General features: G+C 51.2%; 16 protein-coding genes and 1 pseudogene. 12 read left to right on the top strand and 5 right to left on the bottom strand.

All coding sequences use genetic code 11. The annotated features are described in order from the left end of the window. Positions 1–84: 84 nt before the first annotated feature. From bcsR to A9B99_RS11920, 9 genes are all read left to right on the top strand, one after another. Positions 85–285 carry a cellulose biosynthesis protein BcsR gene (gene bcsR / locus A9B99_RS11875; RefSeq protein ID WP_064597735.1) on the top strand — a complete coding sequence of 67 codons (201 nt, stop codon included), beginning with the start codon at positions 85–87 and terminating at the stop codon, positions 283–285. Next, on the top strand, positions 285–1,016 hold the full coding sequence (bcsQ, locus tag A9B99_RS11880; protein ID WP_064597736.1) for a cellulose biosynthesis protein BcsQ: 732 nt from the start codon (positions 285–287) through the stop codon (positions 1,014–1,016). Before bcsR ends, bcsQ begins: the two co-directional genes overlap by 1 nt. Beyond that, positions 986–3,646: a UDP-forming cellulose synthase catalytic subunit gene (gene bcsA, locus A9B99_RS11885; protein WP_405027748.1), complete on the top strand. Its 2,661-nt coding sequence runs from the start codon at positions 986–988 to the stop codon at positions 3,644–3,646. The genes bcsQ and bcsA overlap by 31 nt, the downstream gene beginning before the upstream one ends. Continuing rightward, the gene (gene bcsB, locus A9B99_RS11890; protein WP_064597739.1) at positions 3,643–5,991 is read left to right on the top strand and encodes a cellulose biosynthesis cyclic di-GMP-binding regulatory protein BcsB; all 2,349 of its coding nucleotides are present in this window, start codon (positions 3,643–3,645) and stop codon (positions 5,989–5,991) included. The genes bcsA and bcsB overlap by 4 nt, the downstream gene beginning before the upstream one ends. Further along, positions 5,991–7,100, top strand: a complete 1,110-nt coding sequence (gene bcsZ, locus A9B99_RS11895; protein WP_082917865.1) for a cellulose synthase complex periplasmic endoglucanase BcsZ — start codon at positions 5,991–5,993, stop codon at positions 7,098–7,100. The genes bcsB and bcsZ overlap by 1 nt, the downstream gene beginning before the upstream one ends. After that, the gene (gene bcsC / locus A9B99_RS11900; protein WP_064597741.1) at positions 7,082–10,615 is read left to right on the top strand and encodes a cellulose synthase complex outer membrane protein BcsC; all 3,534 of its coding nucleotides are present in this window, start codon (positions 7,082–7,084) and stop codon (positions 10,613–10,615) included. The genes bcsZ and bcsC overlap by 19 nt, the downstream gene beginning before the upstream one ends. A 1,053-nt stretch (positions 10,616–11,668) precedes the next feature. Further along, the gene (gene hmsP / locus A9B99_RS11910) at positions 11,669–13,669 is read left to right on the top strand and encodes a biofilm formation regulator HmsP (protein WP_064598049.1); all 2,001 of its coding nucleotides are present in this window, start codon (positions 11,669–11,671) and stop codon (positions 13,667–13,669) included. Between the two features lie 267 nt (positions 13,670–13,936). After that, the gene (locus A9B99_RS11915) at positions 13,937–15,223 is read left to right on the top strand and encodes a dicarboxylate/amino acid:cation symporter (protein WP_064597745.1); all 1,287 of its coding nucleotides are present in this window, start codon (positions 13,937–13,939) and stop codon (positions 15,221–15,223) included. A 183-nt stretch (positions 15,224–15,406) separates the two neighbouring features. Beyond that, the gene (locus A9B99_RS11920) at positions 15,407–16,909 is read left to right on the top strand and encodes a M16 family metallopeptidase (protein ID WP_064597747.1); all 1,503 of its coding nucleotides are present in this window, start codon (positions 15,407–15,409) and stop codon (positions 16,907–16,909) included. Between the two features lie 89 nt (positions 16,910–16,998). Here A9B99_RS11920 and kdgK read toward each other — a convergent pair whose 3' ends face one another. Next, positions 16,999–17,931 (bottom strand): 2-dehydro-3-deoxygluconokinase, encoded by a 933-nt coding sequence (gene kdgK / locus A9B99_RS11925; protein WP_064597749.1) that lies wholly within the window; start codon positions 17,929–17,931, stop codon positions 16,999–17,001. A gap of 236 nt (positions 17,932–18,167) precedes the next feature. Between kdgK and pdeH the strand changes: the two genes are divergently transcribed. Then, positions 18,168–18,941, top strand: coding sequence for a cyclic-guanylate-specific phosphodiesterase (gene pdeH / locus A9B99_RS11930; protein ID WP_064597751.1), 774 nt, complete (start codon positions 18,168–18,170; stop codon positions 18,939–18,941). A 44-nt stretch (positions 18,942–18,985) separates the two neighbouring features. On the opposite strand, the gene A9B99_RS11935 is transcribed toward pdeH, so the two are convergent. The 3 genes and pseudogenes from A9B99_RS11935 to A9B99_RS11945 form a co-directional block, all read right to left on the bottom strand. Then, on the bottom strand, positions 18,986–20,311 hold the full coding sequence (locus A9B99_RS11935; RefSeq protein ID WP_064597752.1) for an MFS transporter: 1,326 nt from the start codon (positions 20,309–20,311) through the stop codon (positions 18,986–18,988). 270 nt (positions 20,312–20,581) lie between these two features. Then, a pseudogene (yhjD, locus tag A9B99_RS11940) lies at positions 20,582–21,457 on the bottom strand (inner membrane protein YhjD); the annotation flags it as partial. Positions 21,458–21,644: 187 nt separating this feature from the next. Further along, positions 21,645–22,550 (bottom strand): LysR family transcriptional regulator, encoded by a 906-nt coding sequence (locus tag A9B99_RS11945; protein ID WP_064597754.1) that lies wholly within the window; start codon positions 22,548–22,550, stop codon positions 21,645–21,647. A 119-nt stretch (positions 22,551–22,669) separates the two neighbouring features. Here A9B99_RS11945 and A9B99_RS11950 point away from each other — a divergent pair, with 119 nt between their 5' ends. After that, complete coding sequence (locus A9B99_RS11950) at positions 22,670–23,428, top strand: SDR family NAD(P)-dependent oxidoreductase (RefSeq protein WP_064598051.1); 759 nt, start codon at positions 22,670–22,672, stop codon at positions 23,426–23,428. Between the two features lie 28 nt (positions 23,429–23,456). Here A9B99_RS11950 and A9B99_RS11955 read toward each other — a convergent pair whose 3' ends face one another. Then, the gene (locus tag A9B99_RS11955; RefSeq protein ID WP_064597756.1) at positions 23,457–24,008 is read right to left on the bottom strand and encodes a GNAT family N-acetyltransferase; all 552 of its coding nucleotides are present in this window, start codon (positions 24,006–24,008) and stop codon (positions 23,457–23,459) included. Between the two features lie 211 nt (positions 24,009–24,219). Here A9B99_RS11955 and A9B99_RS11960 point away from each other — a divergent pair, with 211 nt between their 5' ends. After that, positions 24,220–25,800, top strand: a complete 1,581-nt coding sequence (locus tag A9B99_RS11960; protein WP_064597758.1) for an STY4199 family HEPN domain-containing protein — start codon at positions 24,220–24,222, stop codon at positions 25,798–25,800. Positions 25,801–25,971: the final 171 nt, after the last annotated feature.

Below are 25,971 nucleotides of genomic sequence, written 5' to 3' on the forward strand. Positions count from 1 at the left end.
TCAGATTTAGCATTGTAATTCAATGTCTCTCTGTGGTCATTATCTTACGCGTTTTCCAGAGAATTCAATCGGGGAATACAACAAATGTGTCCAGACGAACAAAGTCGTGAGGCAAAAGAAAAGTATCAGGTTAATGCGTTTCAAAACGATATTCAGTCTCTATGTAAGACTTTTTCATTACCTGAGTTTGATTATTCCGATATTTCCCAAAAGGAACGTTTAGCGGCAGCAATCAAACGCTGGCCTTTGCTTGCCGAATTAGCGAAACAAACCGGGAGTGTTTAATGGCCATTATTGGCTTACAAGGATTGCGCGGTGGCGTTGGGACCACGTCAGTGACAACAGGGCTCGCCTGGGCGTTACAACAGCTTGAAGAATCTGTTCTGGTGATTGATTGTTCGCCAGACAATATGCTGCGCTTGTTTTTCAATGTTGAATTCACTCATCCGGGTGGTTGGGCGCGCGCGTTACTGGATAAAAGCGTATGGTCAGAAACGGCCTGGCGCTACACTTCCCATCTGGATATATTGCCGTTTGGGCAATTGTCTCGTGAAGAGCAACAACTACTTGCCGCACAACCCGCTTATGCACAAGCGGCCGGGCAAATTATTGACAGCCTGGTAAGCCGGAATGCATGGCGCTGGATTCTGTTGGATTTACCCGCTACAGACACACCTTTCACTGAAGTTCTGACTGCACGCGTTAATCACCACCTGGTGGTTGTGAACCCGGAAGTGAATTGCCACGTTCGTCTGCATCAGCAGGCTGTTCCGGATGGTTCACATATTTTGGTGAATAACTTGCTGGTCGCCAGCCAGATACAGGATGACATTTGGCAGATGTGGTTAAAAAGCCAGTTGGCGCTGGTTCCAATAGTACTGCATCGGGATGAGTCGATGGGGGAAACCCTGGGCGTCAGGCAACCTGTGGGCGAATACCGCCAGGAAGCGCTCATCACGGAAGAGCTAAATACCCTGGCAAACTGGTGCCTGCTGAATTTTTCCGGGAGTGCCTGATGAGCCGCCTGTTAAGCTGTGTCTTAACCACGCCTGCAGCGGGTGCATTAAGTGCGCAGTATCGCCATTATCGCGCACACCGCACATCCCCTTTTAGTGCGGTTATTGGGTGTTTTTGGTTAAGTCTGGCGTGGTGTTTTTTCCCGTTGGAAAACGCAAACTGGCAAAGAGTACGCAGTAACTTTCGCCGTTGGTTTCCCCAGGTTAACCCGGATAAGCCGGGCCCACTGGATGTCATTCGTATCCTGATTCAGGGTTGCTGGTTGGTGGTGTTGGTGCCCGGGCATCTGTCAGGGAAGTCTGTGCAGAAATATCTGAGCCGGGCCGCGGCCTGGCGCAAGGACTATCATGACTGGTTAACGGCATTACCCGACAGAGTAAAAGCCCGGACTGAAAGCCAGTCGCAACGCCATGAGCTACGGCACATTTCACCACGGATTCGCCGTATTGCGCTGGGTGTGGTGGTGCTATTTTCTTTGACGCTGTCGATTGTGTGCATTACCCAGCCCTTTACCCCTCTGGCCCAGTTTGTCTTTTTGTTGTTGCTCTGGGGCATTGCCCTGGTCGTAAGGCGTATTCCGGGGCGCTTTCCATCACTGATGCTGATTGTGTTGTCGTTGACGGTTTCCTGCCGTTACATTTGGTGGCGTTATACCTCAACATTGAACTGGAACGACCCGTTAAGCCTGATGTTCGGCCTGATTTTGCTGTTTGCCGAGACTTATGCTTGGTTGGTTCTGGTTATGGGGTATTTCCAGATTGCCTGGCCGCTCAATCGCCACCCGGTTCCTTTACCAAAAGACGAAAGTCAGTGGCCGGTGGTGGATATTTTTGTTCCCACCTATAACGAAGACTTAAGTGTAGTGGAAGGCACCATTTATGCTTCGTTGGGCATAGACTGGCCAAAAGATAAACTGAATATTTGGATCCTGGATGATGGCGGCCGTGAATCATTCCGGGCCTTTGCCCAGAAAGTTGGGGTGAGATACATCGCCCGTACGTCACACGAGCATGCCAAAGCAGGGAACATTAACAATGCCCTGAAGTATGCCAAAGGCGACTTTGTGGCAATTTTTGACTGCGACCACGTACCCACCCGTTCTTTCCTGCAACTGACAGTTGGCTGGTTCTTTAAAGACAAGAAACTGGCCATGATGCAGACTCCGCACCACTTTTTCTCCCCGGACCCCTTTGAACGTAACCTGGGACGTTTCCGTAAAACGCCAAATGAAGGCACGTTATTTTACGGGCTGGTGCAGGATGGCAATGATATGTGGGATGCAACCTTCTTCTGCGGTTCCTGTGCGGTGATTCGCCGTGGACCACTGGATGAAATAGGCGGCATTGCTGTTGAAACAGTCACCGAAGACGCGCACACCTCATTGCGCCTGCATCGCCAGGGTTATACCTCTGCTTATATGCGTATTCCGCAGGCTGCTGGCCTGGCGACAGAAAGTTTATCTGCGCATATCGGGCAACGTATTCGTTGGGCTCGGGGGATGATCCAAATTTTCCGAATGGATAATCCGTTGTTTGGTAAAGGCCTGAAACTGGCGCAACGGTTATGTTATGCCAATGCCATGTTGCATTTCTTATCGGGCATTCCGAGGTTAATCTTCCTGACGGCGCCGCTGGCCTTCCTGTTATTTCATGCCTATATCATTTTCGCGCCTGCACTGATGATTGCGCTCTTTGTTCTGCCTCATATGGTGCATGCCAGCCTGACCAACTCCCGTATTCAGGGGAAATATCGCCACTCTTTCTGGAGCGAAATCTATGAAACCGTACTGGCCTGGTATATTGCGCCGCCAACGGTGGTGGCACTGATTAACCCTCATAAAGGGAAGTTCAACGTCACCGCCAAAGGTGGGCTGGTGGAAGAAGAGTATGTGGACTGGGTAATTACCCGGCCTTATCTCTGGTTAGTCATGGTTAACCTGTTGGGTGTGGCTGTTGGGATATGGCGCATGTTCTATGGCCCTGAACATGAAGTGCTGACAGTGGTAGTCAGTCTTGCGTGGGTATTCTACAACCTGATTATTTTGGGGGGAGCTGTTGCTGTGTCGGTGGAAAGCAAACAAGTTCGCCGGGCACACCGTGTTGAAATTGCCATGCCCGCCGCTATCGCCCGGGATGACGGGCATTTATTTGCCTGTACAGTGCGCGATTATTCTGGCGGTGGGTTAGGTATTCACTTGCAGGGAACGGTGGCATTTTTGAATGACCAAAAAGTGAACCTGCTACTTAACCGCGGTGACCAGGAATTTTTCTTTCCGGCCCGGGTGGTGCGGGTGAATGGCCAGGAACTGGGGATACAGCTCAGTGGCCTGACAACACAACAGCATATCGATTTTATTCAATGCACATTTGCCCGTGCTGATACCTGGGCCCTCTGGCAGGACAGTTTTCCTCAGGACAAACCAATGGAAAGCCTGCTGGATATCCTCAAACTGGGGTTTCGCGGGTACAGGCATCTGGCGGAGTTCACTCCGTCAGGCATGAAGGTGGTATTTCGTTCTGTAACTACGCTGGTTGACTGGATTGTGTCGTTTATTCCACGTCGCCCCGACGCGGTAAATGAGGACGCGCGTCAGGACTCTGCTGGCTCAACAATGATGACAATGCGATGAAAAGAAGATTATCGTGGCTGTATGCAGTGGCCGTCGGAATAGGGATGTTACCCGGGTTCACCGCGCAGGCGGTACCAGGTAAAACTCAAATTCAGGCTGGTATTGAAGATAACGCACAAGCTGTACCTGAAAATGCAGGGCAGCCGGAAACCGTGGGTGTGGTTGAACCGGGCGTTGATCATGCGGGCGCGCCGGTTGTTGCGATTAATGCGCCAACGCGGGACGTCAAACTGGATTTCGCCCGTATCGCGCCGCCGCCGGGCAGCATGGTGTTACGTGGTGTCAATCCTGACGGGTCGGTCGAATTCGGTATGCGTAGCGACGAAGTGGTGAACAAGGCGATGTTACACCTTGAGTACACCCCATCGCCGTCGCTGATTCCGGTTGAGTCGCAAGTGAAGGTGTACCTGAATGATGAACTGATGGATGTTTTACCCATCACGAAAGAGCAGCTTGGTAAGAAAACTCAGGCTGTCGTGCCTGTCGACCCGTTGTTTATCACCGATTTTAACCGGGTTCGTCTTGAATTTATCGGCCATTACCGTGATGTGTGTGAAAACCCGGCAAATACCACACTTTGGCTGGATGTTGCCAGGAGCAGTTATCTTGCTCTGACTTACCAAAAACTGGCTGTGCAGAATGATTTGTCACATTTCCCGGTGCCTTTCTTTGACCCGCGCGACAGCCGCCCTCTGAACTTGCCAATGGTATTTGCGCATGAGCCGGATATTGCCCAACAGCAGGCTGCCGGGATCATCGCCAGTTGGTTTGGTTCTCGCGCTGGCTGGCGGGGAAATAACTTCCCGGTGCTGTATAACGCACTGCCTGAAACAAACGCGATTGTGTTTGCCACCAATAAAGACAGGCCGGATTTTCTGAAAGATCACCCATCGGTGAAAGCGCCGGTGATTGAAATGATTAATCACCCGGATAACCCTTATGTAAAATTGCTGGTGGTGTTTGGCCGTGACGATAAAGACTTATTGCTGGCGGCAAAAGCTATCGCACAAGGAAGCCTGTTGTTCCGGGGGGACCATGTGGTGGTCGATGGGGTAACACCACTGTTACCGCGCAAACCTTATGACGCGCCGAACTGGGTGCGCACTGACAGCCCGGTGACATTTGGCGAACTGAAAACCTACGACGAGCAACTGCAATCGACTGGCATTGAGCCTGGCCCGGTAACCGTCAATCTTAACCTGCCGCCCGATCTTTACCTGTTGCGCAGCACCGGTATTGATATGGATCTGAAATACCGGTATACCGCACCCCCCATGCAGGACAGCTCGCGGATGGATATTAGCCTGAATAACCAGTTCTTGCAGGCGTTTAACCTTGAGCCAAAAGATAAGAGCGGTAAGTTGCTGCTGCGTTTGCCGGTTGTTCAGGGCTTGCTGGACCGCTCGCAGGATGTCTCTATTCCGGCGTTAAAACTCGGTGCCACTAACCAGTTACGTTTCGACTTCCAGTACATGAACCCTATTCCTGGTGGAACCGTCGAAAACTGTATTACCTTCCAGCCAGTGCGTAACAGTGTGGTCATTGATGATGACTCTACCATTGATTTCTCTCACTATTACCACTTTATTGCAATGCCGGATCTACGGGCATTTGCTAATGCCAGTTTCCCGTTCAGCCGCATGGCAGACCTCTCGCAAACCCTGGTGTTTGTTCCTGCTAAACCGACACCGGAACAGGTCACTACGTTGCTGGATGCACTGGGAACAGTCGGGGCGCAAACCGGGCTGCCTGCGGTGAATGTGCGCCTGACTGATGATGCCGGTGCCCTGAGTAAGGCGGATGACGACATCCTGCTGATTGGTCATTTGCCGGATAAGTTCAATGACGATAAACAGGTCGACTTGCTGGTCAAAGCAACCCAAAGTTGGGTGAAAACACCGCGGCGTAATAGCCGGGATGGCTTTATTTACAATGCGGATGACCGCGCGGCTGATGTAAAAACGGATATCTCGTCGCCGGGGCCTGTGGCCGCCATTATTGGATTCCAGTCGCCGTTTAATAGCCAGCGTAGTGTAGTGGCAATGTTGGCAGACAGCCCGCGTGGTTACACGTTACTCAACAACGCTCTCAACGACAGTGGTAAACGCGCCGCAATGTTTGGTTCTGTTGCGGTGATTCGTGAGTCAGGAGTAAACAGCCTGCGCGTGGGTGATGTCTATTATGTTGGCCATTTACCCTGGTTTGAACGCATTTGGTTCGCGTTGTCGAATCACCCGATTCTGCTGGCTATATTTGCCGCTATTAGTGTGCTGTTACTCGGTTGGGTATTGTGGCGGTTGTTGCGCATTATGAGCCGAAAACGCCTTGAACCGGATGACGAATAATGTTCAACCGGCCATTTTGGGGTTTATTGATGGCCAGTGTGTTGTTCATCTGCAGGCCGCTTTATGCGGCCTGTGAGTGGCCCGCCTGGACTCAGTTTAAGCAAGATTATATTCGTACCGACGGTCGTGTCGTGGATCCCAGCGATGCCCGGAAAATTACCACCTCTGAAGGGCAAAGTTATGCGCTGTTCTTCGCTTTGGTTGCTAATGATCGCGCCGCGTTTAACCAGGTGCTGGGCTGGACGCAAAATAATCTCTCTGCTGGTGCCTTAACACGCCATTTACCTGCCTGGTTGTGGGGAAAAAAAGATGATGGCAGTTGGGGCGTTTTGGACCGTAATGCCGCCTCCGATGCTGATCTCTGGATAGCCTGGACGTTACTTGAGGCGGGTCGCCTCTGGCAACAACCCAGGTTTTCGGCAACGGGCAGAGCCTTGTTACGGCGTATTGCAGATGATGAAGTCGCCTGGCTCCCCGGCTTTGGTTTTCTGTTATTGCCGGGTAACAATGGCTTTACCAGTGACAACCGCTGGCGGCTTAACCCCAGCTATCTTCCACCACAAGTGATTCAACGCTTTGCCCGTTATGGTGAGCCGTGGCGCTCGATGAACGCCAGTATGGTGTCTTTTTTACAGGGGAGTTCACCAGCAGGTATTGCGCCGGACTGGGTTGACTGGGTGGTCGATAAGGGGTGGCAACCCGCAGGAGAGCCACAGGAAAACAGTGAATATAACGCGATTCGGGTTTACCTGTGGGTGGGCATGATGAGTGATGCAGACCCACGAAAGCAAACGCTGCTTACCCACTTTTCACCCGTCGCGGACATCATGCAACAGCGGGCGTTACCGCCAGAAAGTATCAACACCCGAACAGGCAAGCCCTCGGGCAATGGGCCTGTCGGTTTTTCCGCAGCTCTGCTGCCATTTTTGTCCGGCCAGGCTCAGGAAGCACAGCGCCAACGGACAGCATCCGCGTTTCCAGGCGCGGATGCATATTATAGTTATGTGCTGACGCTGTTCGGTCAGGGATGGGATCAGCACCGTTTCCGGTTTACTTCGCAAGGTGAGTTATCACCTGTTTGGGGGCGGTTATGCGCAACTTCTCACTAAATTTTATTGCGCTGTCTTTAGGGATGGCTCTGACCTTTCAGGCTCAGGCCGCGGTATCGGCACAACAGCAATTGCTGGAGCAGGTACGGATTGGCGAAGCGACGAACCGTGATGATCTGGTTCGCCAGTCACTCTACCGTCTTGAGCTTATCGCTCCCGACGACCCACAAGTCGTTGCCGCAAAAATGCGCTATGAATTGCGTCGTGGCGACAGTTCGGCAGCAAAAAAGGATTTGGAACGGCTGGCACAGTTGTCTCCGGGGTCTGATTTATATTACCAGGCAGTAAACAGTATGGCGCTGGCCAGTAGCGCAGGGCGTCAGCAATTGCAGGAAGCGCGGTTACTCGCTGCCGCAGGTAAAACCAGTGAAGCGATAGCAGCCTACAAAAAACTGTTTAACGGCCACCCGCCACAAGGCGATATGGCTGTGGAATACTGGAGTGTGGTTTCCAGTGAACCGGCGCAGCGTAATCAGGCCATCAAAGCACTCAGTGCGCTTAATCAGCAGTATCCCAGCACTCAACTACGCAGCAAGCTGGCGCAACTGTTACTGGCGAATGGCCACCGTGAAGAAGGCTTCAAAGTACTGGAGCAAATGGCCCGTTCCCGGGATGGCCGCAGTGAAGCGTCTGGTCTTTGGTACGATCAAATAGCATCACTTCCTCCATCAAGCAGTGCGGTTCAGGCACTGCAACGTTACCTTGCCATTTTTACTGACGGTGATAATGCCGATAAGGCGCGTAGCCAACTGGCGGATATGCAGCACAAACTGGCTGATCCGGCATTTCGCCAACGCGCCAATGCGCTGGCTGAGGTGAACAGTGGCGATGCCGCCAGGGCATTGCCAGCATTGCAGAAAGCAGCTGCCCAGCCACAATCCGATGGCGAAGTGATGGGCGCATTGGGTGAAGCCTGGTCGCAAAAAGGTAACCGGGCAAGAGCAGTGCAGTCTTTTGAGCAGGCGCTGCGCCTGGAGCCCAAAGGGCCAAATAGTGACCGCTGGAAAGGGTTGCTTGCCATGAATCGCTACTGGTTGTTGATTCAGCAAGGGGATGATGCACTCAAAGCGCAAAATACCGACCTGGCACAGCGCAAATACCAGCAGGCCCGCAATACCGATAACACAGACAGTTATGCTGTGTTGGGGCTGGGAGATGTCGCGGTTGCCCGTAAAGATGATGCTTTGGCGGAGCGCTATTATCAGCAGGCACTGCGTATGGACAGAGGTAACAGTAACGCGGTGCGTGGCCTGGCGAATATTTACCGCCGCCAGTCGCCGGAAAAAGCCAGCGCCTTCCTCAATAGCCTGTCTGCGGCACAACGCCGTAGTGTCGATGACATCGAACGTAGCCTGCGCGATGAGCAACTGGCTGACCGGGCTCAGGCTCTGGAAGAGCAGGGGCAGTGGAATCAGGCAGCAGAACTCCACCGCCAGCGCCTGGCAATGGATCCAGAAAGTGTCTGGATAACCTACCGCCTGGCAAAAGACTTGTATGCGGCAGGCCGGCATGAAGAAGCGGATACCTTATTCCGTAACCTTGCCCGTCGCCGCCCTGATGACCCGGAGCAGGTTTATGCCATGGGGCTCTATTTGTCTGCCAATGACCAGGACAACGCGGCACTGGCTCATCTTGATACACTGCCCCGTAACCAGTGGACAGACAATATCCATGAACTGGCAAACCGACTGAATACCAATAAAGTGATGGCCGATGCCAATCGCCTGAGGGATAGTGGCCAGGAAAAACAGGCGGTTGCTTTACTGGAGCAGCAAACACCTTCAGCACGCATTTCGCTGACTCTGGCTGAGTGGGCCGCAGCCAGGGGAGACCGCGCGGAAGCACAACGCCGTTATGAAAGCCTTATTCAGCAGGAGCCGGATAACCTGGATGCCCGCCTCGGCCTGGCAGAATTATTTATCAGTGAAGGTGAAAAAACAGCTGCACATCAGCAAATTACTGCTGTAGAACAAGCGAAAGAAACCGCACCTCTGTCATTAAATACTCAACGCCGCCTGGCTGGCGCGCTGAATGCAACGGATGAAACGGCGAAGGCCAACGCTTTGTGGAAAAAAATTATTCCGGAGGCAAAAGCGTTGCCGCCTTCGATGGAAAGTGCCCTGGTGCTGCGCGATGCTGCGCGCGCTCAGGCGAAAAACGGCGAACCTGGCCAGGCCCTGGATACCTGGCGTGATGCGATGGTGGCGGCGGATATCACTCCTGTCCGGCCAGTGGATAACGACACCTTCACCCGGCTGACGCGCAACAATGCCAGTGATGACTGGCTCAAGCGTGGTGTGCGCAGTGATGCTGCAGACCTCTACCGCCAGCAGGATGTGAATGTTTCGCTGGATTATGACTATTGGGGTTCCAGCGGAACACCAGGGTATTCAGACCTGACTGCGCACACCACAATGTTACAGGTGGATGCGCCGTTATCTGACGGGCGGATGTTGTTCCGTACCGATATGGTGCATATGGATGCCGGTAGTTTCCAGACCGATGCTAATGGCAACTATGACCCGCGCTGGGGGACTTGTGATGCACGCAATAGTCATTCAGACTCCTATCAGGGGAGCCTGATGCCATGTAGTGGCAGCCGTAACCAGACTGCAACCGGAGTTAGTGTCGCTGTGGGCTGGCGTAACGATACCTGGGCGATGGACCTGGGGACAACACCAATGGGCTTCCCGGTTGTGGATGTTGTTGGGAGCCTGAGTTACAGCAACAAAGTGGGCGTTATTGGTTATACCGTGGATGCGCACCGGCGGCCTGTATCCAGTTCTTTGCTGGCGTTTGCCGGGCAAACGGATGCTAAAAATACCGTTGATTCAAATGATGGAAAACATACTGGCGTCACCTGGGGTGGTGTGCGTGCCAATGGCGGCGGCGTCAGCCTGAGTTACGACCAGGGGAAAGCGAACGGTGTCTGGTCCAGCCTGAGTGCAGACCAGCTCACGGGGAAAAATGTCGCAGATAACTGGCGGGTACGCTGGATGACGGGTTACTACTACAAGCTTATCAATGAAGATAATCGCCGGGTCACCGTGGGTCTGACCAACATGCTGTGGCATTACGATAAAGACCTCAGTGCATATACCCTGGGGCAGGGCGGTTACTACAGTCCTCAAAAATATGTGTCCTTCGCCTTGCCTGTTACCTGGCGCCAGCGTACCGAAAATTGGTCCTGGGAACTGGGTGGTTCAGTATCCTGGTCTCACTCCCAATCCAATTCACAGCGGCGCTACCCCATTAGTGGTTTGATCCCGGATTATTATGCAGATAAATACGACGATATCAGCGGAGGCAGCAGTAACGGTGTCGGATATACAGCCCGGGCAATTATAGAGCGCCGCCTCACCTCCCACTGGTCACTGGGACTGGGTATCGATATCCAGGAAGCGAAAGATTACACCCCAAGCCACGCCATGCTCTTCGCGCGTTACTCACTGGCCGGGTGGCAGGGCGATATGAACATGCCGCCGCAGCCTTTAGTTCCATATGCTGACTGGTAACCTGCGTGTCACTGCGCGTCATACTTCGCGCTGCAGCGGTGTTGGCCGCCTCAGCGCGCCCCGGTCACTTACTCGTGTAAGCTCCCGGGGACTTGCCTCGTTGCCGCCTTGCTGCAACACGAATTATTTAGCGCAGGTGGGCAGGTGGTGGGTTAATTTTACGCGATGGCAGTGTTGGCTGCCTGTCAGTTATCTGTTAGTTCGGGGTAACTTGCGCGCCGTGTCAGCCACACAGCTTCCTCTCACCAGCCGCGCCCGGCGCCCGCAGGGGGCACTGGCCCCCTGCACCCCCTTTCGTGGCCGGCAAAATCGCCGCTTCGCGGACATTCGGCTTACCCCGGCGGCCTGTTCGGGTACCGCTCCGAGTCGGCATCCTGCCTCCCGTCGCTCTGCCTGCGTCCTGCAGGCAGCCCCGGCCCGCCAGACACGCCTCAACGATTTAGAGGCCACCCAAACCCACCCGTTTGTAAACCAGAAGCCGCAGCAAAAAACAGACAAAGACATATCAGGCACAAATCCCACAGCCACTCAGCACAACACAAAAAGCCCCGCCACTTGCAGCGGGGACAGTTCGCGTAAAACCGGTGAACCGGAGAAAGGAAGACAAGGTTATTCCGCCCGGATGGCGGAATAAGGCGAACCGAGGCATGGATGCCGAGTCGAGCCGGCCGCAGGCTGACTGCCCGGAGGTGAACGCAGTGCGCAGCACCGGTTGCCCGCGAAAACGGGGATTGCAAAGGGGGCGAGCCCCCTTTAGCCCGTTCACAGGCTGTGAAGCCACATTGAGCGCATCACTTCAGGTGAACGGAACCTTCACATCAGTCCAGGTGAACAGAAACAGCCACACTGCAGGTGAACGGAACCTTCACATCAGTCCAGACGAACGGAAACAATCACACTGGAAGTGAACAAAACTAACTCCCCCCACTTTTCAGACTCAAACTCACCGAATACGCCTAAATCATCCACCTGGAAACAATAAAAAGTCATCACAATGCAGTATAATCGGCAGGCTAAATGAGGATAACGTGGTGGGAAAAGTAAAGCGTGAATTTGCGAGTTAGCCGGTCATTAACAATAAAACAAATGGCGATGGTGGCCTGCGTCGCCATCTTTTTTATTGCTATTTTTACGCTTGTCTTACTGTTCCATCTGGTACAGCAGCACCGGCATGATACTGTTATGCAAATGGAAAATATTGCCAGGTCTGTGCGCCAGCCATTGTCTGGGGCCATTCTCAGAGCGGATATTCCAGAGGCTGAGTCAATTCTTAAGCATATAACGCCATCTGGCATTATCAGCCGTGCCGATGTGGTATTACCTAACCGCTTTCAGGCATTACGGGTGGTGTTTCAGACAGAGAAGCCCGTTCCTCTTTGGATTGCCCGTGTGTTTGAATTACCTGCACAAATATCGTTACCACTTTATTCGCTGGAACGCCCTGCCAATCCACAACCTCTGGCTTATTTAGTAATACAGTCCGACGCCTGGCGAATGTATCGTTACATCATCAGCGTTATTTCAACGCTGATTACGACATTTTTGCTCTTGTCGCTGATGATATCGGTCGCTGTCACATGGTGTATTAACCGTCTGGTAGTGCACCCATTAAGGGATATTGCCAGCTCGCTGGCTTCTGCCGCCGCATCTGAAGAGATAGAACATCAATTGACTGTACCACCGCAGCATGCTGACGATGAAATCGGGTTGTTGGTTAAAACTTATAACCGTAATCAAAACCGGATAATACAGCTCCATGAACATATGCACCGGCTCAGTACACGTTTCCCGATAAGCGAATTACCCAATAAAGACCTCTTTCTTGCGTTGCTGGAAAATGTGATGAGTGAGCCTCGTCCGTGCTTTATTCTGGCTGTTTCCTGCCAGACATTGCAGGATTCTGATGGTGTATTACATGAGTCTCAGCGAGAAGCGTTGTTACTCATGCTGGTGGATAAACTTCGCAACGCGCTGGGGCAGCATGCTTTCCTTGCACAAATAAATACCACTGATTTTGTTGCTCTGGTTCAGGGAGTAGATAAACCCTGGGTTGCGATGACATTAAGTAACCAGGTGCTGAATGCGTTAAGTGACTCGCTCAATCTCGGTTCCCTGCAGTTACGCCCTTCAGCCAGCATTGGTATTGCCATGCAAAAAGAAGGCGAGAATGACGCGCTGTTATTTTTCCAGCGGGCGCTGTCTGCCAGCCAAAGTGCACGCCGCGCGGGGAAAAACCAGGTGGAATTTTATGATCCCGGCCAGCATGCGATTGCGTTACAACGCCTTACTGAAGAAAACGATATCCTCAATGCAATGGAAAACCGGCAATTTGCAATTTGGCTGCAACCTCAGGTTGATATGCGCACTGGGGCTGTGCTGAGTGCGGAAGTCTTGTTGCGAATGCGTCAGCCGGACGGTAGCTGGGATTTACCCGAAGGCCTGATTGAGCGAATTGAAGCCTGTGGCTTAATGGTAAAAGTGGGGCGCTGGGTAATGGAAGAATCACTGGCTCTGCTTGCACAGTGGCAAAACCGCGGAATTAATTTGCCATTGAGCGTGAATCTTTCGGCATTGCAATTGCTTGACAGTAATATGATCCCCAATATGCTGTCTTTACTGCGTCATTACAAAATTCAGCCCGGCACACTGATTCTGGAAATAACGGAAAGCCGCCGTATTGATGACCCACAAGAAGCGGTCAATATTTTGCGTCCCCTGCATGATGCCGGGATCCTGATTGCACTGGATGATTTCGGTATGGGCTATGCCAGCCTGAATCATTTACATCACATTAAAGCTGTGCCTATTGATATCCTGAAAATTGATAAAGGGTTTGTGAGTAGCTTGCCTGAAGACAGTAATATGGTGTCCGTTATCCTCTCCCTTGCCAAGACACTGGGATTAAAAATCGTGGCTGAAGGTGTGGAAACGGAAATACAGCGTCAGTGGCTGGAAAATGCCGGTGTTGCGGTAGGGCAAGGGTTCTTGTTCGGTAAAGCCGTTAGTCTTGAGGTATTTTCCCGCGACTATCTGGCGGCTAACGATGCCCGCTGATTATTCTGTTCATCTGATAATGCTGCCGGCTATTCCGGCGGCCTGATTTTCTCCGCGTAATAATGATTTTCTTCGTTTTCTGCTTTCAGCAACCTGCTTTGTTTCTGCCGAAAATGTGCAGCACGCCCTTATGTAACTATTGTTATTGCGATTCTGTTCTTGTCTTGTTGAATGTGTGATGCGCGTTAGTTTTTAAAATGTTTCTCAGGTGTTAATTTCCAGCGTCAGTTTTCCATTTGCCATGTGGATTATATTCAAGGACACCTTATGAAAACATCGTTGTTTAAAAGCCTCTATTTTCAGGTCCTGGCCGCAATAGCCGTCGGGGTTATTCTGGGACACTTCTGGCCTGAGCTGGGTGCACAGATGAAACCTTTTGGTGATGCTTTTGTTAAATTAATCAAAATGATCATTGCCCCTGTCATCTTTTGTACCGTTGTTACGGGTATTGCCGGGATGGAAAGTATGAAATCCGTAGGCCGTACCGGAGCAGTGGCATTGCTCTATTTTGAAGTGGTCAGTACCGTGGCATTAATTATCGGTCTGGTGGTGGTGAATATATTGCAACCTGGCGCAGGTATGAATGTTGATCCATCCTCGCTGGATGCCAGCGCTGTTGCGGCCTGGACGCAGCAGGCGGAAAAAACCGGTGTGGTTTCTTTCTTACTGGATGTGATTCCTCACAGTGTAATTGGCGCATTCGCCAGTGGAAATATCTTACAAGTATTATTATTTTCCGTGCTGTTTGGTTTCGCTTTACACCGGCTGGGGCAAAAAGGTCAGGTGATTTTTAATGTGATTGAAAGCTTTTCTGGTGTGATTTTTGGCATCATCAATATGATTATGCGCCTGGCACCAGTGGGTGCATTTGGGGCAATGGCATTTACCATTGGTAAATATGGTGTAGGGTCATTGTTGCAATTAGGGCAGTTAATTATCTGTTTTTATATCACCTGCCTGCTGTTTGTATTTCTGGTTCTGGGAAGTATTGCCCGCTATACCGGGTTCAGCATCTTTAAGTTTATTCGCTATATCAAAGAAGAATTACTGATTGTTCTTGGTACGTCATCCTCTGAATCAGCATTACCGCGCATGCTGGATAAAATGGAAAAACTGGGATGTCGTAAATCTGTCGTCGGTTTAGTTATTCCTACCGGGTACTCTTTTAACCTGGATGGCACGGCTATTTACCTGACAATGGCGGCGGTATTTATCGCCCAGGCAACGAACAGCCATATGGATATTATGCACCAGATTACATTACTGGTGGTGTTGTTGTTGTCATCTAAAGGGGCTGCGGGGGTGACCGGCAGTGGCTTTATTGTTCTGGCCGCCACTATTTCAGCGGTCGGTCACTTACCTGTTGCCGGACTGGCGTTAATTTTGGGTATTGACCGTTTTATGTCGGAAGCCCGAGCCCTGACCAACCTGGTTGGTAATGGTGTGGCAACCATCTTTGTTGCCAAACAAGTGAATGAGCTGGATGAAAAACAACTCGTTGAGGTGCTCTCAGGCGCTGCGAGTGATAAAAAAACCCAAAAAATTACTTCCTGACAGGTTTAATTCCCCGCGGTGACTTGCCCTTGCCGCGGGCTCTTGCGCATAATTGGCTTTTAATTTCACATCATTGCGTGACGTTTGGCCTTTTTTGCTGTCAAAGCAACATGCCTGAACGTTATGTCTGGATGGCTCAGGCCATCAGTGTTTTTTTACCAGGAATGTTGAGCAGGGGTATACATGCAGGGCAACAGAATTCGACTTTTAGCCAGTGGGTTGTTGATGCTGACAGCCTCTGGTTTTGCGCAGGCGGATGCACTACAGCCCGATCCCGCATGGCAGGAAGGGAAGCTGCCTAACGGTCTGAAATGGCAAATTCTTCAGACTCCGCAGCGCCCCAGTGACCGCATTGAGATTCGCCTTTCAATAAATACAGGATCTCTGGCAGAAACTGCTCAGCAGAGTGGTTTCACTGCATTTATTCCGCGTATTGCGCTAACGCAAAGCGGCAGCCTGCCCGCGCTTCAGGCGCGCTCCTTATGGCAACAAAGTATTGATCCAAATCGTCCCGCTCCTCCTGCTCTGGTATCGTACAACTTTACGATGTACGACATGAGCCTGCCGAATAACCGTGACGATTTGTTGAAAGAAGCGTTGTCCTGGCTGGCTGGTGCCAGTGGTAAGCTGGCGATTACCCAGGAAAGTATTGATAAAGCGCTGTCGACAGAAAATATGGTTAAAACCTGGCCTGCTAACCCGCAGGACGCCTGGTGGCGCTACCGCTTACAGGGCTCCGCAATGCTGTCCCATGCGCCCGGTACCTCGCTGGAGCAACCCGTTGATATGGCCGCATTGAAGAGCTTTTACTCAAAATGGTACACCCCTGATGCCATGACACTGATAATTGTTGGCAATATTGACAGCCGCAGTGTGTCTGAGCAAATTGCCAAAATTTTTGGCTCACTTACTGGAAAGCGCACGACCCCGGCTACACTCCCTACATTACAGCCGCTCAAGTCTGATGCAGTAAGCCTGATAAGTAACCACCTGCAGCAAGATCGGCTTTCTGTGATGTGGGATACCCCCTGGGAACCTATTCGTGATTCGGCGGCACTGCTCCATTACTGGCGCGCTGATCTGGCTCGTGAAGCACTTTTCTGGCATGTTCAGCAGGCCATGGAAAAGCGTAAAGTGAAAGATATTGGCCTTGGTTTCGACTGCCGTGTGCTTTATCAACGTGCCCAGTGTGGGCTGAATCTGGACACATCGGGTGACACGTTAGAAAAAAACATGGCGCTTTTGAGTGAAGAACTGGCGAATGTCCGGGAAAAAGGGTTGCCACAAGAAAGTGTGGATGCGCTGATAGAACAGAAGCGCAAAGAGCTGCAAACGCTGTTTGCCACCTACGCTCGTACTGACACTGGGGTACTAATGAATCAGCGCCTGCGTTCACTACAAAACCAGGTGGTGGATATTGCACCCGAGCAATATCAGAAGTTGCGCGCCGCTTTTTTGGGGTCAGTGACTATTGCTGAAATTAATCAGGAATTGCGCCAGATGCTCTCGCAGGATATGGCACTGGTATTGCTCCAGCCTCAGGGCGAGGCTGAGGTTAACCCGAAAACACTACGCGAAATCTGGGGTAAGCATATGCCGGTTGACGTGCCGGCTTCATCTGTAACACCAGACGCGCCAGAAACACCCGCAGCACCCGACGCAGGCAGTAATACATCAGGGAAGTGAAACTGCCTGAACGGCAAAGTTTAGCGAAAAGAACGCGTTGTAACGGATAGGGAAACACTCTCCCGGAGACCCGGGAGAGCTGGCAGGAATCAGTCAGGCATCGCTTCGCGAGGGATAATCGCGCCGCGGTACTGAATAACTGTACTGGCTGTCAGGTGGCCGCGTTTTGCTGCATCTTCGGCACTGGCTCCGGTGAGGCGAACCGCCAGGTAGCCCGCGCTAAAGGAGTCGCCTGCTGCAGTGGTATCAACCACTTTGTCTTTGGGCAGTTTCACGGCCGGAACATTAATCGTTGCCTGCCCCTGAATAGCCACCAGGCAACTGTCGGCACCGCGTTTAATTACGACTTCGCGTACACCAGCCTCCTGGGTGCGGCGAATCACTTCCTCTACAGGTTTTTCCCCCCATAAAGCGTCTTCATCATCCAGCGTCAGGAAGGCAATGTCTGTACAGGTCAGCATTTGGTGATAAACCTGCTGAGTCTCTTCTTTGCTGCGCCATAAACGGGGGCGATAGTTATTATCGAAAATAACTTTCCCACCATTTTCACGACACTGGCGTAACAGGTTCAGCAATTTTTCACGGCTTTCCGGGCTGAGGATCGCAAGACTGATACCGCTCAGGTACAGATAGTCGAACTGGGCCAGTTGCTGGCAAATGGCGTCTGCCTGGTCGCTCTCCAGCCAGTAACGGGCTGCGGCTTCGTTACGCCAGTAGTAAAACGTACGCTCGCCAGTGTCATCGGTCTCGATGTAATAGAGCCCTGGCAGGCGGTTTTCCATTTGTTGTATCAGACTCGTTTTTACATTTTCCTGCTGCCATGCATTCAGCATTTGCTGACTGAAGCTGTCTGTGCCCAGTGCGGTGATGTAGTGTACTGACAACGCAGCCTCATCAACCTGACGGGCTATATAAACAGACGTGTTCAGGGTGTCGCCGCCAAAACCGCGATGAACATCAGCGCCTTTTTGCGACAACTCAATCATACATTCGCCAATAACGGCAATTTTTTTGGTCGGCATAATTCTGGAACCTGATTGGAGAGACTGTCTTTAGTGTGCGGCTCGTTTGAAAATCAGTCAAACATTTTAAAACAACGTTTCGATAAAAATTTGACATCGCACAGTATTGAGGCTACCACGGATGCGTGTCCTGCATCACTTGCCTGGAAAACGCGCGTAAAGTTATCCCGTGCCCCGCCGATAACCGAGTGACAAGGCTTTGCCTTTATACTCGTTTATACAGGATGTCATTAGCAATGAACTTAAAGCAAATCACCCACCGGCTGTATACGCCTGAAGCGAATATAGAAAGCGGACAGGCTCAACGCTTGTGGTCGGCGTGTGAACGTGCTTACACTTTTCAACCGATTTACCGGACTTCGGGTCGGTTGATGGCGGTTGAAATGTTAACGGCAATCACTGACCTGGAAGATGTATCAAGGCGTGTTCGTCCGGACCACTATTTTGCTGCAATTACCACAGCGCAACGGGTTGAGGTTGTACGGGAACAGTTGAGCCTGCTGGAACACCTGGAGAGTCTTTTCCTGCGATTTAATATTCTGGCTTCAGTTAATATTGATGGACCTACCTTGCTGGCTATTCGCCAGGAGCCTGCAATGCTGGCGCGCATAGCCCGCCTGCCGTGGGTTCGCTTTGAGCTGGTTGAACATATTCGCTTGCCCAGCAATGCCTCTTTGGCGGGGATGCCGGAGTTTGGCCCTCTGTGGCTGGATGATTTTGGTACTGGCATGGCAAACTTCTCTTCACTCAGTGAAGTGCGTTACGACTACATTAAAGTAGCGCGTGAACTGTTCATTATGCTGCGCAAAACAGCAGAAGGCCGCAATCTGTTCACTCTCTTACTGCAACTGATGAATCGCTATTGTAATGGTGTGATTGTTGAAGGCGTGGAAACAGCAGAGGAGTGGCGGGCGATACAGGCTTCTCCGGCGATGGCTGCGCAAGGCTACTTCCTTTCCCGGCCTCAGCCTTTCAATAACCTGGAGCATGTGCTCTTACAACTGGTCTGATTCAGCCGCAGCGCAGGAAAGCGTTGCTGCGGCTTGTCTTACTATCAGAGTGACTGGTGGCGTGTTTCCTTCGTGAGGATCAGGGCAAGCAGTGTCAGTACGGCCATCGTCGCCAGGTAGAAACCAACATACAGCAAACCATAATTAGCCTGTAACCAGGTGGCAATATAAGGTGCTACCGATGCGCCAAGAATGGAAGAGACGTTATAAGAGAAAGACGCCCCGGTATAACGCACTTCGGTTGGGAACAGTTCAGGCAGTAATGCCCCCATCGGCCCAAAGGTTAACCCCATCAGGCTCAGCCCGAGGAACAAATACAGCATTACCAGCGATTCATTGCCAGAACCCAGAAGTTTTGGGAACACGAACAGCGCAAACAGAATTATCAGGCTGGTAATGACAATCATACTGTTACGGCGCCCGTATTTATCTGCAATGAGCCCGGCGACAGGAATCATCAGGCCGAAACCAATTACCGCCATCATCAGCATCCACAGTACATCATTACGCGGGAAACCAAGGCCTGCGGGTACTGGTGAAGTGCTGAATGTCATTGAATACACTGTCATGATGTAAAACAGTGTGTAGGTTGCCAGCATGATGAATGTGCCAAGAATGGTCGCCTTGAGGTGTTTGCTCAGCAGGCGCCCTAGTGGCACTTTCACTTGTTTCCCCGCTTTGGCTATTTTGGAGAAGACTGGCGTTTCATGTAATGAAACACGTACATACAGGCCAATCAACACCAGCACAGCCGAGAAGATAAACGGAATACGCCATCCCCAGGCCATAAACTGTTCGTTGGTGAGCAACCAGGACAGCAGCAGGAAAGTACCGTTGGCAAAAAAGAAACCAATTGGCGCACCTAACTGGGGGAAAGAACCATAAAGTGCACGTTTCTTTGCCGGGGCGTTTTCTGTTGCCAGTAGTGCGGCTCCCCCCCATTCACCACCGAGCCCCAGGCCTTGCCCAAAACGCGCTAAAGCGAGCAGCAGCGGTGCCATCACCCCAATGCTGGCATAGCCAGGCAACAGGCCAATGAGTACCGTAGAAATACCCATCGTCAGTAGCGATGCAACCAGCGTTGCCTTGCGGCCAACACGGTCGCCAAAGTGGCCAAATAGCGCGGAACCAATCGGGCGGGCAATAAACGCAATGGCAAATGTTGCCAGTGATTGCAGTGTTGCTGCGGTCGGGTCACCCTGCGGAAAGAAAATATGTGGGAAGACGATTACGGCAGCGGTGGCATAAATATAGAAATCAAAGAATTCAATTGCAGTGCCAATAAGTGATGCAATGACCACTTTGCCGCGTGAGTTAACCGGTGTCTCCTGATTTTCAGTATCGATAGTAGTTGTGATGGAAGCTTGCATAATTTTTTCTTATTTACGACGAGTGAACAGCAATATTAGGCACAGCAAAAGTGACATTTCAACGGCGCGAAGGGTGGGGATTTGGTGAAAAAATAATCGAAAAGTGAATAATGTTTGGACTGGGAATAAATGTTATGTTACATGCTTTTCGATTTGTAAAAATCAGAATAAAAAACTGGATTCAGGTTAAATAAAAGTTACGGACTGGTGTTATCTGCTACTTTTCTTTCTTCCCACCATTTTTAGCTAAAAATGGTGGGGAAGGCAGCATTAATTTCGAGATTTCCCGGGCATTTGAGGATCATCTTTGTATTGTGCTGTAGCAATCCATGCGGCACAGAACAAGGTCAGACGGGCAAAGAAGTAAAAAAACGCCATTAAACCCAGCACGGAACCAAAAGCTGCTCCTGAAGGTGAACTGACCAGTTTCGGTAAGGTATACGTCATAATAATCTTCAGCACTTCAAAACCAACGGCGGCGATGAACGTACCGCGAATCAACGCTTTGCGGCGAGGGCGGTGGCGGGGTAATCGCCAGAATATCCAGAAAAATAACAAGTAGTTGGCGAAAATTGAAATGACCAGCCCAATCGCGCGCCAGGCGGGTTTAAGCCAGGTGAGTGCATCCAGGTGCAGCAGGTGAATAATCAACGTTTGTGCTGAACCCGCAACAGAGGTAATAAACAGCGTGACAACCAGTGCAATAATCAACCCCGTCAGTGCTGTGAAGTCACGTAAATATTTCACCCAAATTTTTTCTTTGTCCTGAGGATTGCGTTCCCAGACATCCCGCGACTGAGCCCTTACCGCTTCTCTCAGGTTACCCATCCAGTTAATCCCGGAATATAACGCAATCATCAAACCGACCAGACCGACGGTAGTGCGCTGTTGTACGGCAGTCTGAATAGTGTTTTTCAATGTACTGGCAAGGGTGGGATCACTGACGTTATTGAGGATCCGGGTGAAGATATCTTCCAGGAGAGTTGGGTGAGAAGCCAGTACATACCCGGCGACAGCAAACGACACCATCATTACCGGAATCAGTGATAGAAACGAAAAATAGGTGATTGCCGCGCCAAACTGATTGCCCATGCGGTCATTAAAACGTTCAGCAGCACGCAGAAAGTGAGCTACCACTGGGTTACGGCTTGCCTGGTTTACTGCAGAAATTGCTTTATCAACAGCGCCGTTAGCCGCATTGGTGGAGGATTTTTTGTGAGATGAATCGCCGTTACCTGGGCGGTTTTCCGGTGCAGACATGTGTTTCCCTTCAATTAATAACTTCACTAAATGTGTGAGCCCGGCCGGTCGGACTCATTGGTTGTAGTATAGCTCAGGGCTGTTCCAGATAACTTTTCATAACTTCGCTTAACCAGTTCATAAACAGGTGTACCCTGCGTGAAAGGTTGCGCCGGTGCGGGTAAATCAAGGATACAGGCATGGGTTCAGCACGATATTGTGGAAGAATCTCAATTAATGTTCCCTGGCGTAAAAATTCTCTCACGCCAACCCGGGGGACCTGAATAATCCCCAGGCCTGCCAGGCAGGCATCTTTATATGCCTGGGTGCTGTTTACCGTCAGAATACCGCCCGTCCTGGCCTGATGTACCTGCTTGTCATCAACATATTCAAAACCGGTGGGGCGAGTGCCCAGATTCACTGTGTAATGAATCAATGCATGGTTGCTGAGGTCTTCCAGTGTTGAAGGGTAACCGAATCGGGCCAGATAATCCGGGCTGGCGCAGTTAACAATCATCATTTTTCCCAGTGATCGCGCAACCAGCCCTGAATCTTTGAGCCCGCCAACCCGTAACACGCAATCAAAACCTTCACGAATGACATCCACCAGGCGGTCACTGCTGCTGAGTTCCAGTTCAATACCGGGATATTGTTGTAAAAAACCAGGCAGGTGAGGGATAACCACCTTACTGGCGATATCTACGGGTAAATCCACGCGCAAGCGCCCGCTAATGCTGCGTGGATCATGCTGGAACATACCGTCCATTTCATCAAGGTTTGCCAGAACATCCCGACAACGTTCGTAGTAAACCATGCCGTCCTGGGTGAGGCTGACGCGGCGTGTTGTACGGTGCAGTAATTGGGTGCCCAGTTGATTTTCCAGCGCCTGAATCTGGCGGGATACACTACCTTTAGGCAAACCAAGTGTGTCTGCGGCGCGGGTAAAACTCTCGAGTTCCGCGACCCGCAGGAACAATTGCATTGCGTGAATTTTATCCATATTTTTGCTCTATTGTTGTTGTATGTGAAACAGTGATGTGTATCTCCTTACCTTTATTGTTTTTATAGCAGCTAATAAGCTGTACTTCGACACCATGACAGACAAAGATGAGGTTTATGATGACACAACGTATTGCTTTGATTACCGGTGGTAGCCGTGGTTTGGGGAAAAACGCCGCGCTGAAGCTTGCCAGTGCCGGAATTGATATTATTTTTACCTGGCATAGTAACCAACAGGCTGCAGAAGAAACTGTTCAGGAGATAGCCGAAAAAGGCGTCAAGGTTAAGGCTATTCAGTTAGATGTTGGCCAAAGTTCTCAATTTCCTGCCTTTGTCGAAACCCTGGCCGGGGCGCTTCAATCGCAATGGCAGTGCTCACATATTGATTATTTAATCAACAATGCCGGAACTGGCAGTAGCGCGCCTTTTGGCGAGTTTACTGAGGCGGTTTTTGATGGACTGATGGCGCTACACTTGAAAGGCCCATTTTTCCTGAGCCAGGCGCTGTTACCCATCATCCGTGATGGTGGCGCTATTCTGAACGTCTCCAGTGGGCTGGCGCGTTTTTCTGTGCCGGGCTATTCCGCTTATGCCACCATGAAAGGCGGTATAGAAGTGCTGACCCGCTATATGGCAAAAGAGCTGGGGCCACGCCGTATTCGTGTTAACTGTATTGCCCCCGGTGCGATTGAAACCGACTTTGAAGGTGGCGGCGTGCGTGATAACAGCGATATGAACCGGTTTTTAGCCAGCCAGACTGCTCTGGGCCGGGTGGGTTTACCCGATGATATCGGGGATGCCATTGTTGCTTTGCTGAGTGATTCTCTGGCCTGGATGACAGCGCAGCGTGTTGAAGTATCTGGCGGCATGTTCCTGTAATTCAGGGTGTTGCCCTCTGGTAAAAGACTCAGAGGGCAGCCTCCCGGGCCAGCAACCCAAACAGCCAGTCATCGCGCCATTCTCCTGCCAGCCAATAGCTTTCCCGCAGTGTTCCCTCCAGGCGAAAACCTGCTTTTTCTAACAGCGCCCGGCTTCCCTGATTACCGGCGGTAACCGTTGCGGTTAACTTATGTAACCCGAGGGTGGTAAACCCGTATTTCACCACTGCCTGAAGTGATTCATAGCCATAACCCTGTCTGTGCCAGTCCGGGCTGAGCATAAAACCTACTTCAGCCTGTGCTTTCCCATCAGGTAAAAAGCCAGTAAGCCCGACAGGGACGCCAGAATCGCGCTGCATAATAACAAGGCACAACCAGTGCTCGCTGCCAGGCTGCCAGGGCGGAAGACGGCTGTCAAAACCGGCCCGAATCGCCTCTTCATTGCGGATATCACTAATGAACTGCATGACTGCCGGGTTGGATTGCAGGGATAAGTAAAATGGCCAGTCGGCAGCATTGATCTGCCGCATTTCCAGCCGGGAGGTTGGGATAACCAGCGGGTCAGGATAAGAAACCGACATAGAAAATACGCCTTTTCCAGAAGTTTTGTGGAATATATGACTCTACTTCTCCCCTGTTTCTGGGGCGATTTCAATATGGTGCCATTCAATCTGCCATGAATAGTGTTCCAGGCCCCACAGTTTTTCTGTTTGGCTATGAATAAACCTGAACAAATACCGATAACCTTTATTTAGGCCTGACTTGGGCTCTGGTTTTACACTAAGGACGATTATGACAACCCCATCCCCACAAGCGCTGAAAGATACACTGACTCACTGCCTGGCCATCTCTGACGAAGCGGCGGTGCAAATCTTCGCTTTATTGAACTATACCCCTGTAGCGGGTAGTGGCCCTGAATGGTTCTTTGAAGAGCTTGAACAGGCGCGCGCCAGCCTGGGCAGTTGGGCGGAGATCGGTAAGCGCCTGAAACTTAACGATGCCGGGATGTCACAGTTCACACTGCTACTACGCCACTTCCAGCAGTTGGTACCTGGCAGCGAAAGTGCGCAATCGGCAACACCGCACCAGGTGATTGCCGCCCTGCGTTATGTTTCCTGGCTGGAGAAAATGCGTGAGAAACAACCCGCATTGAAATGGACTGCGTCCTTACCAGCCAGTGATGCAGAAAGCCAGTTTCAGGGAAAAGCGCAGATTCGTGCTGTGGAACTGATGCTGCGCCAGCTCATCAGCCGGGCCTGGCCGGACAAAGCTAAACTCTCCACGCATTTGACTACATTACTGGGAGTGAGTGCAGTGAAACGCAGCCAGTCGAAGGGAGAGAAAGGCGACATTATTAGTGGCCTGATGTTCAGTGAGCTGGCATCTGTATTGGTGGATAAACGGGAGTTTAACCGGTTTTATGCCCCGGTTTTTAACTCGTCCTCACAGGGTTTTTTGGTTGACCAGCGCAAGACATTACAGGCTTTTCTTGATGAAATCCGCCTGATGCGCAACCAGGTGGTTTCCCGACAACCTCTGTCGGCTGTCCAGCTTGCATTGCTGGAAAATTACGTGCACGAAATCACTGAGCCGGTACAGAAGGCTTACCGGGAGGGGCGTACGAAAGTTGACCCTTCCGCTTTTCAGCACGCCGACCCGGCAGAGCTTGGGCAGTTCTTCCAAAAAAACGGCACTGATACCGGTGCTGTGCAGGACAGTCTGCAAAAAGAGCAGTACAAAGCCCCGGATGAGGTATCTGAGCCCGTCAATTTGCTGGCGACCGTGTTGTGGTCTGCCGTGGCTGTTGCATTAGTGGCGATATTTGGTGTGGGTATTTATTTGCTTACCCATCTCAATCGCGATACCCCGAACGACGGTAAGCTTATGGGGGAGCACTATGTGGGATTCATGAAAAATGCGCCCACAGGTGATGTTACTGGCCCGCGTCTGGAACTACAACACCAGGGTATAGACTGGACCCCGGAAAATTTTCGTTCGGCTATTATGCGTGGTGACCGCAAAGTGGTGCGGCAGTTCCTTGAAGGCGGTATGACCTGGCAGGCTTCATGGGCTGAGCAGCCACTGGCAAGGGATCAACAAGATGTACTGGAGCTGTTAATTAACTTTCGTTCGCAAATGGATGAGCCGGAACCTTGTCGACGGATGATTAGCACTATCAGTGATGCAATGGCGCGGGGAGAATCACTGACCTCCATGCGTAAAACCTTCCTCGAAACCTTCTGTTGGCAAAGTGATGTTGTTGAACAGGAGCGTCAGGCATGGCAGCAGGCATTGCAGCGTGAAAAATCCGGAGTGGGTGGCGCTGTTAAGTGGTCAGATATTCATGAGCAAATTTATGACACTATTCGTTAAGCTCTAACTCTCTGGCGAGGTGCGCGAATAGCACGCCTCGCTGCTTGCTTTCTTGCCTCTTTTTTCCAAATGGCTGTGGCATTCAGCTAACCCATACATTTTATGCTCATCATACTTCGCTAAAAATGAATTGATTTGCTAAACCGGTTTAATTTAATGTTTAGCCAGCAC

Source organism: Mangrovibacter phragmitis (assembly GCF_001655675.1).
Lineage (GTDB): Bacteria > Pseudomonadota > Gammaproteobacteria > Enterobacterales > Enterobacteriaceae > Mangrovibacter > Mangrovibacter phragmitis.

What these genes read in the sequence shown, in the direction of transcription:
- bcsR (WP_064597735.1), top strand. Translation starts at nt 85, where the DNA reads ATGTGTCCAGACGAACAAAGTCGTGAGGCAAAAGAAAAGTATCAGGTT.
- bcsQ (WP_064597736.1), top strand. Translation starts at nt 285, where the DNA reads ATGGCCATTATTGGCTTACAAGGATTGCGCGGTGGCGTTGGGACCACG.
- bcsB (WP_064597739.1), top strand. Translation starts at nt 3,643, where the DNA reads ATGAAAAGAAGATTATCGTGGCTGTATGCAGTGGCCGTCGGAATAGGG.
- bcsZ (WP_082917865.1), top strand. Translation starts at nt 5,991, where the DNA reads ATGTTCAACCGGCCATTTTGGGGTTTATTGATGGCCAGTGTGTTGTTC.
- bcsC (WP_064597741.1), top strand. Translation starts at nt 7,082, where the DNA reads ATGCGCAACTTCTCACTAAATTTTATTGCGCTGTCTTTAGGGATGGCT.
- A9B99_RS11915 (WP_064597745.1), top strand. Translation starts at nt 13,937, where the DNA reads ATGAAAACATCGTTGTTTAAAAGCCTCTATTTTCAGGTCCTGGCCGCA.
- A9B99_RS11920 (WP_064597747.1), top strand. Translation starts at nt 15,407, where the DNA reads ATGCAGGGCAACAGAATTCGACTTTTAGCCAGTGGGTTGTTGATGCTG.
- kdgK (WP_064597749.1), bottom strand. Translation starts at nt 17,931, where the DNA reads ATGCCGACCAAAAAAATTGCCGTTATTGGCGAATGTATGATTGAGTTG.
- pdeH (WP_064597751.1), top strand. Translation starts at nt 18,168, where the DNA reads ATGAACTTAAAGCAAATCACCCACCGGCTGTATACGCCTGAAGCGAAT.
- A9B99_RS11935 (WP_064597752.1), bottom strand. Translation starts at nt 20,311, where the DNA reads ATGCAAGCTTCCATCACAACTACTATCGATACTGAAAATCAGGAGACA.
- A9B99_RS11945 (WP_064597754.1), bottom strand. Translation starts at nt 22,550, where the DNA reads ATGGATAAAATTCACGCAATGCAATTGTTCCTGCGGGTCGCGGAACTC.
- A9B99_RS11950 (WP_064598051.1), top strand. Translation starts at nt 22,670, where the DNA reads ATGACACAACGTATTGCTTTGATTACCGGTGGTAGCCGTGGTTTGGGG.
- A9B99_RS11955 (WP_064597756.1), bottom strand. Translation starts at nt 24,008, where the DNA reads ATGTCGGTTTCTTATCCTGACCCGCTGGTTATCCCAACCTCCCGGCTG.
- A9B99_RS11960 (WP_064597758.1), top strand. Translation starts at nt 24,220, where the DNA reads ATGACAACCCCATCCCCACAAGCGCTGAAAGATACACTGACTCACTGC.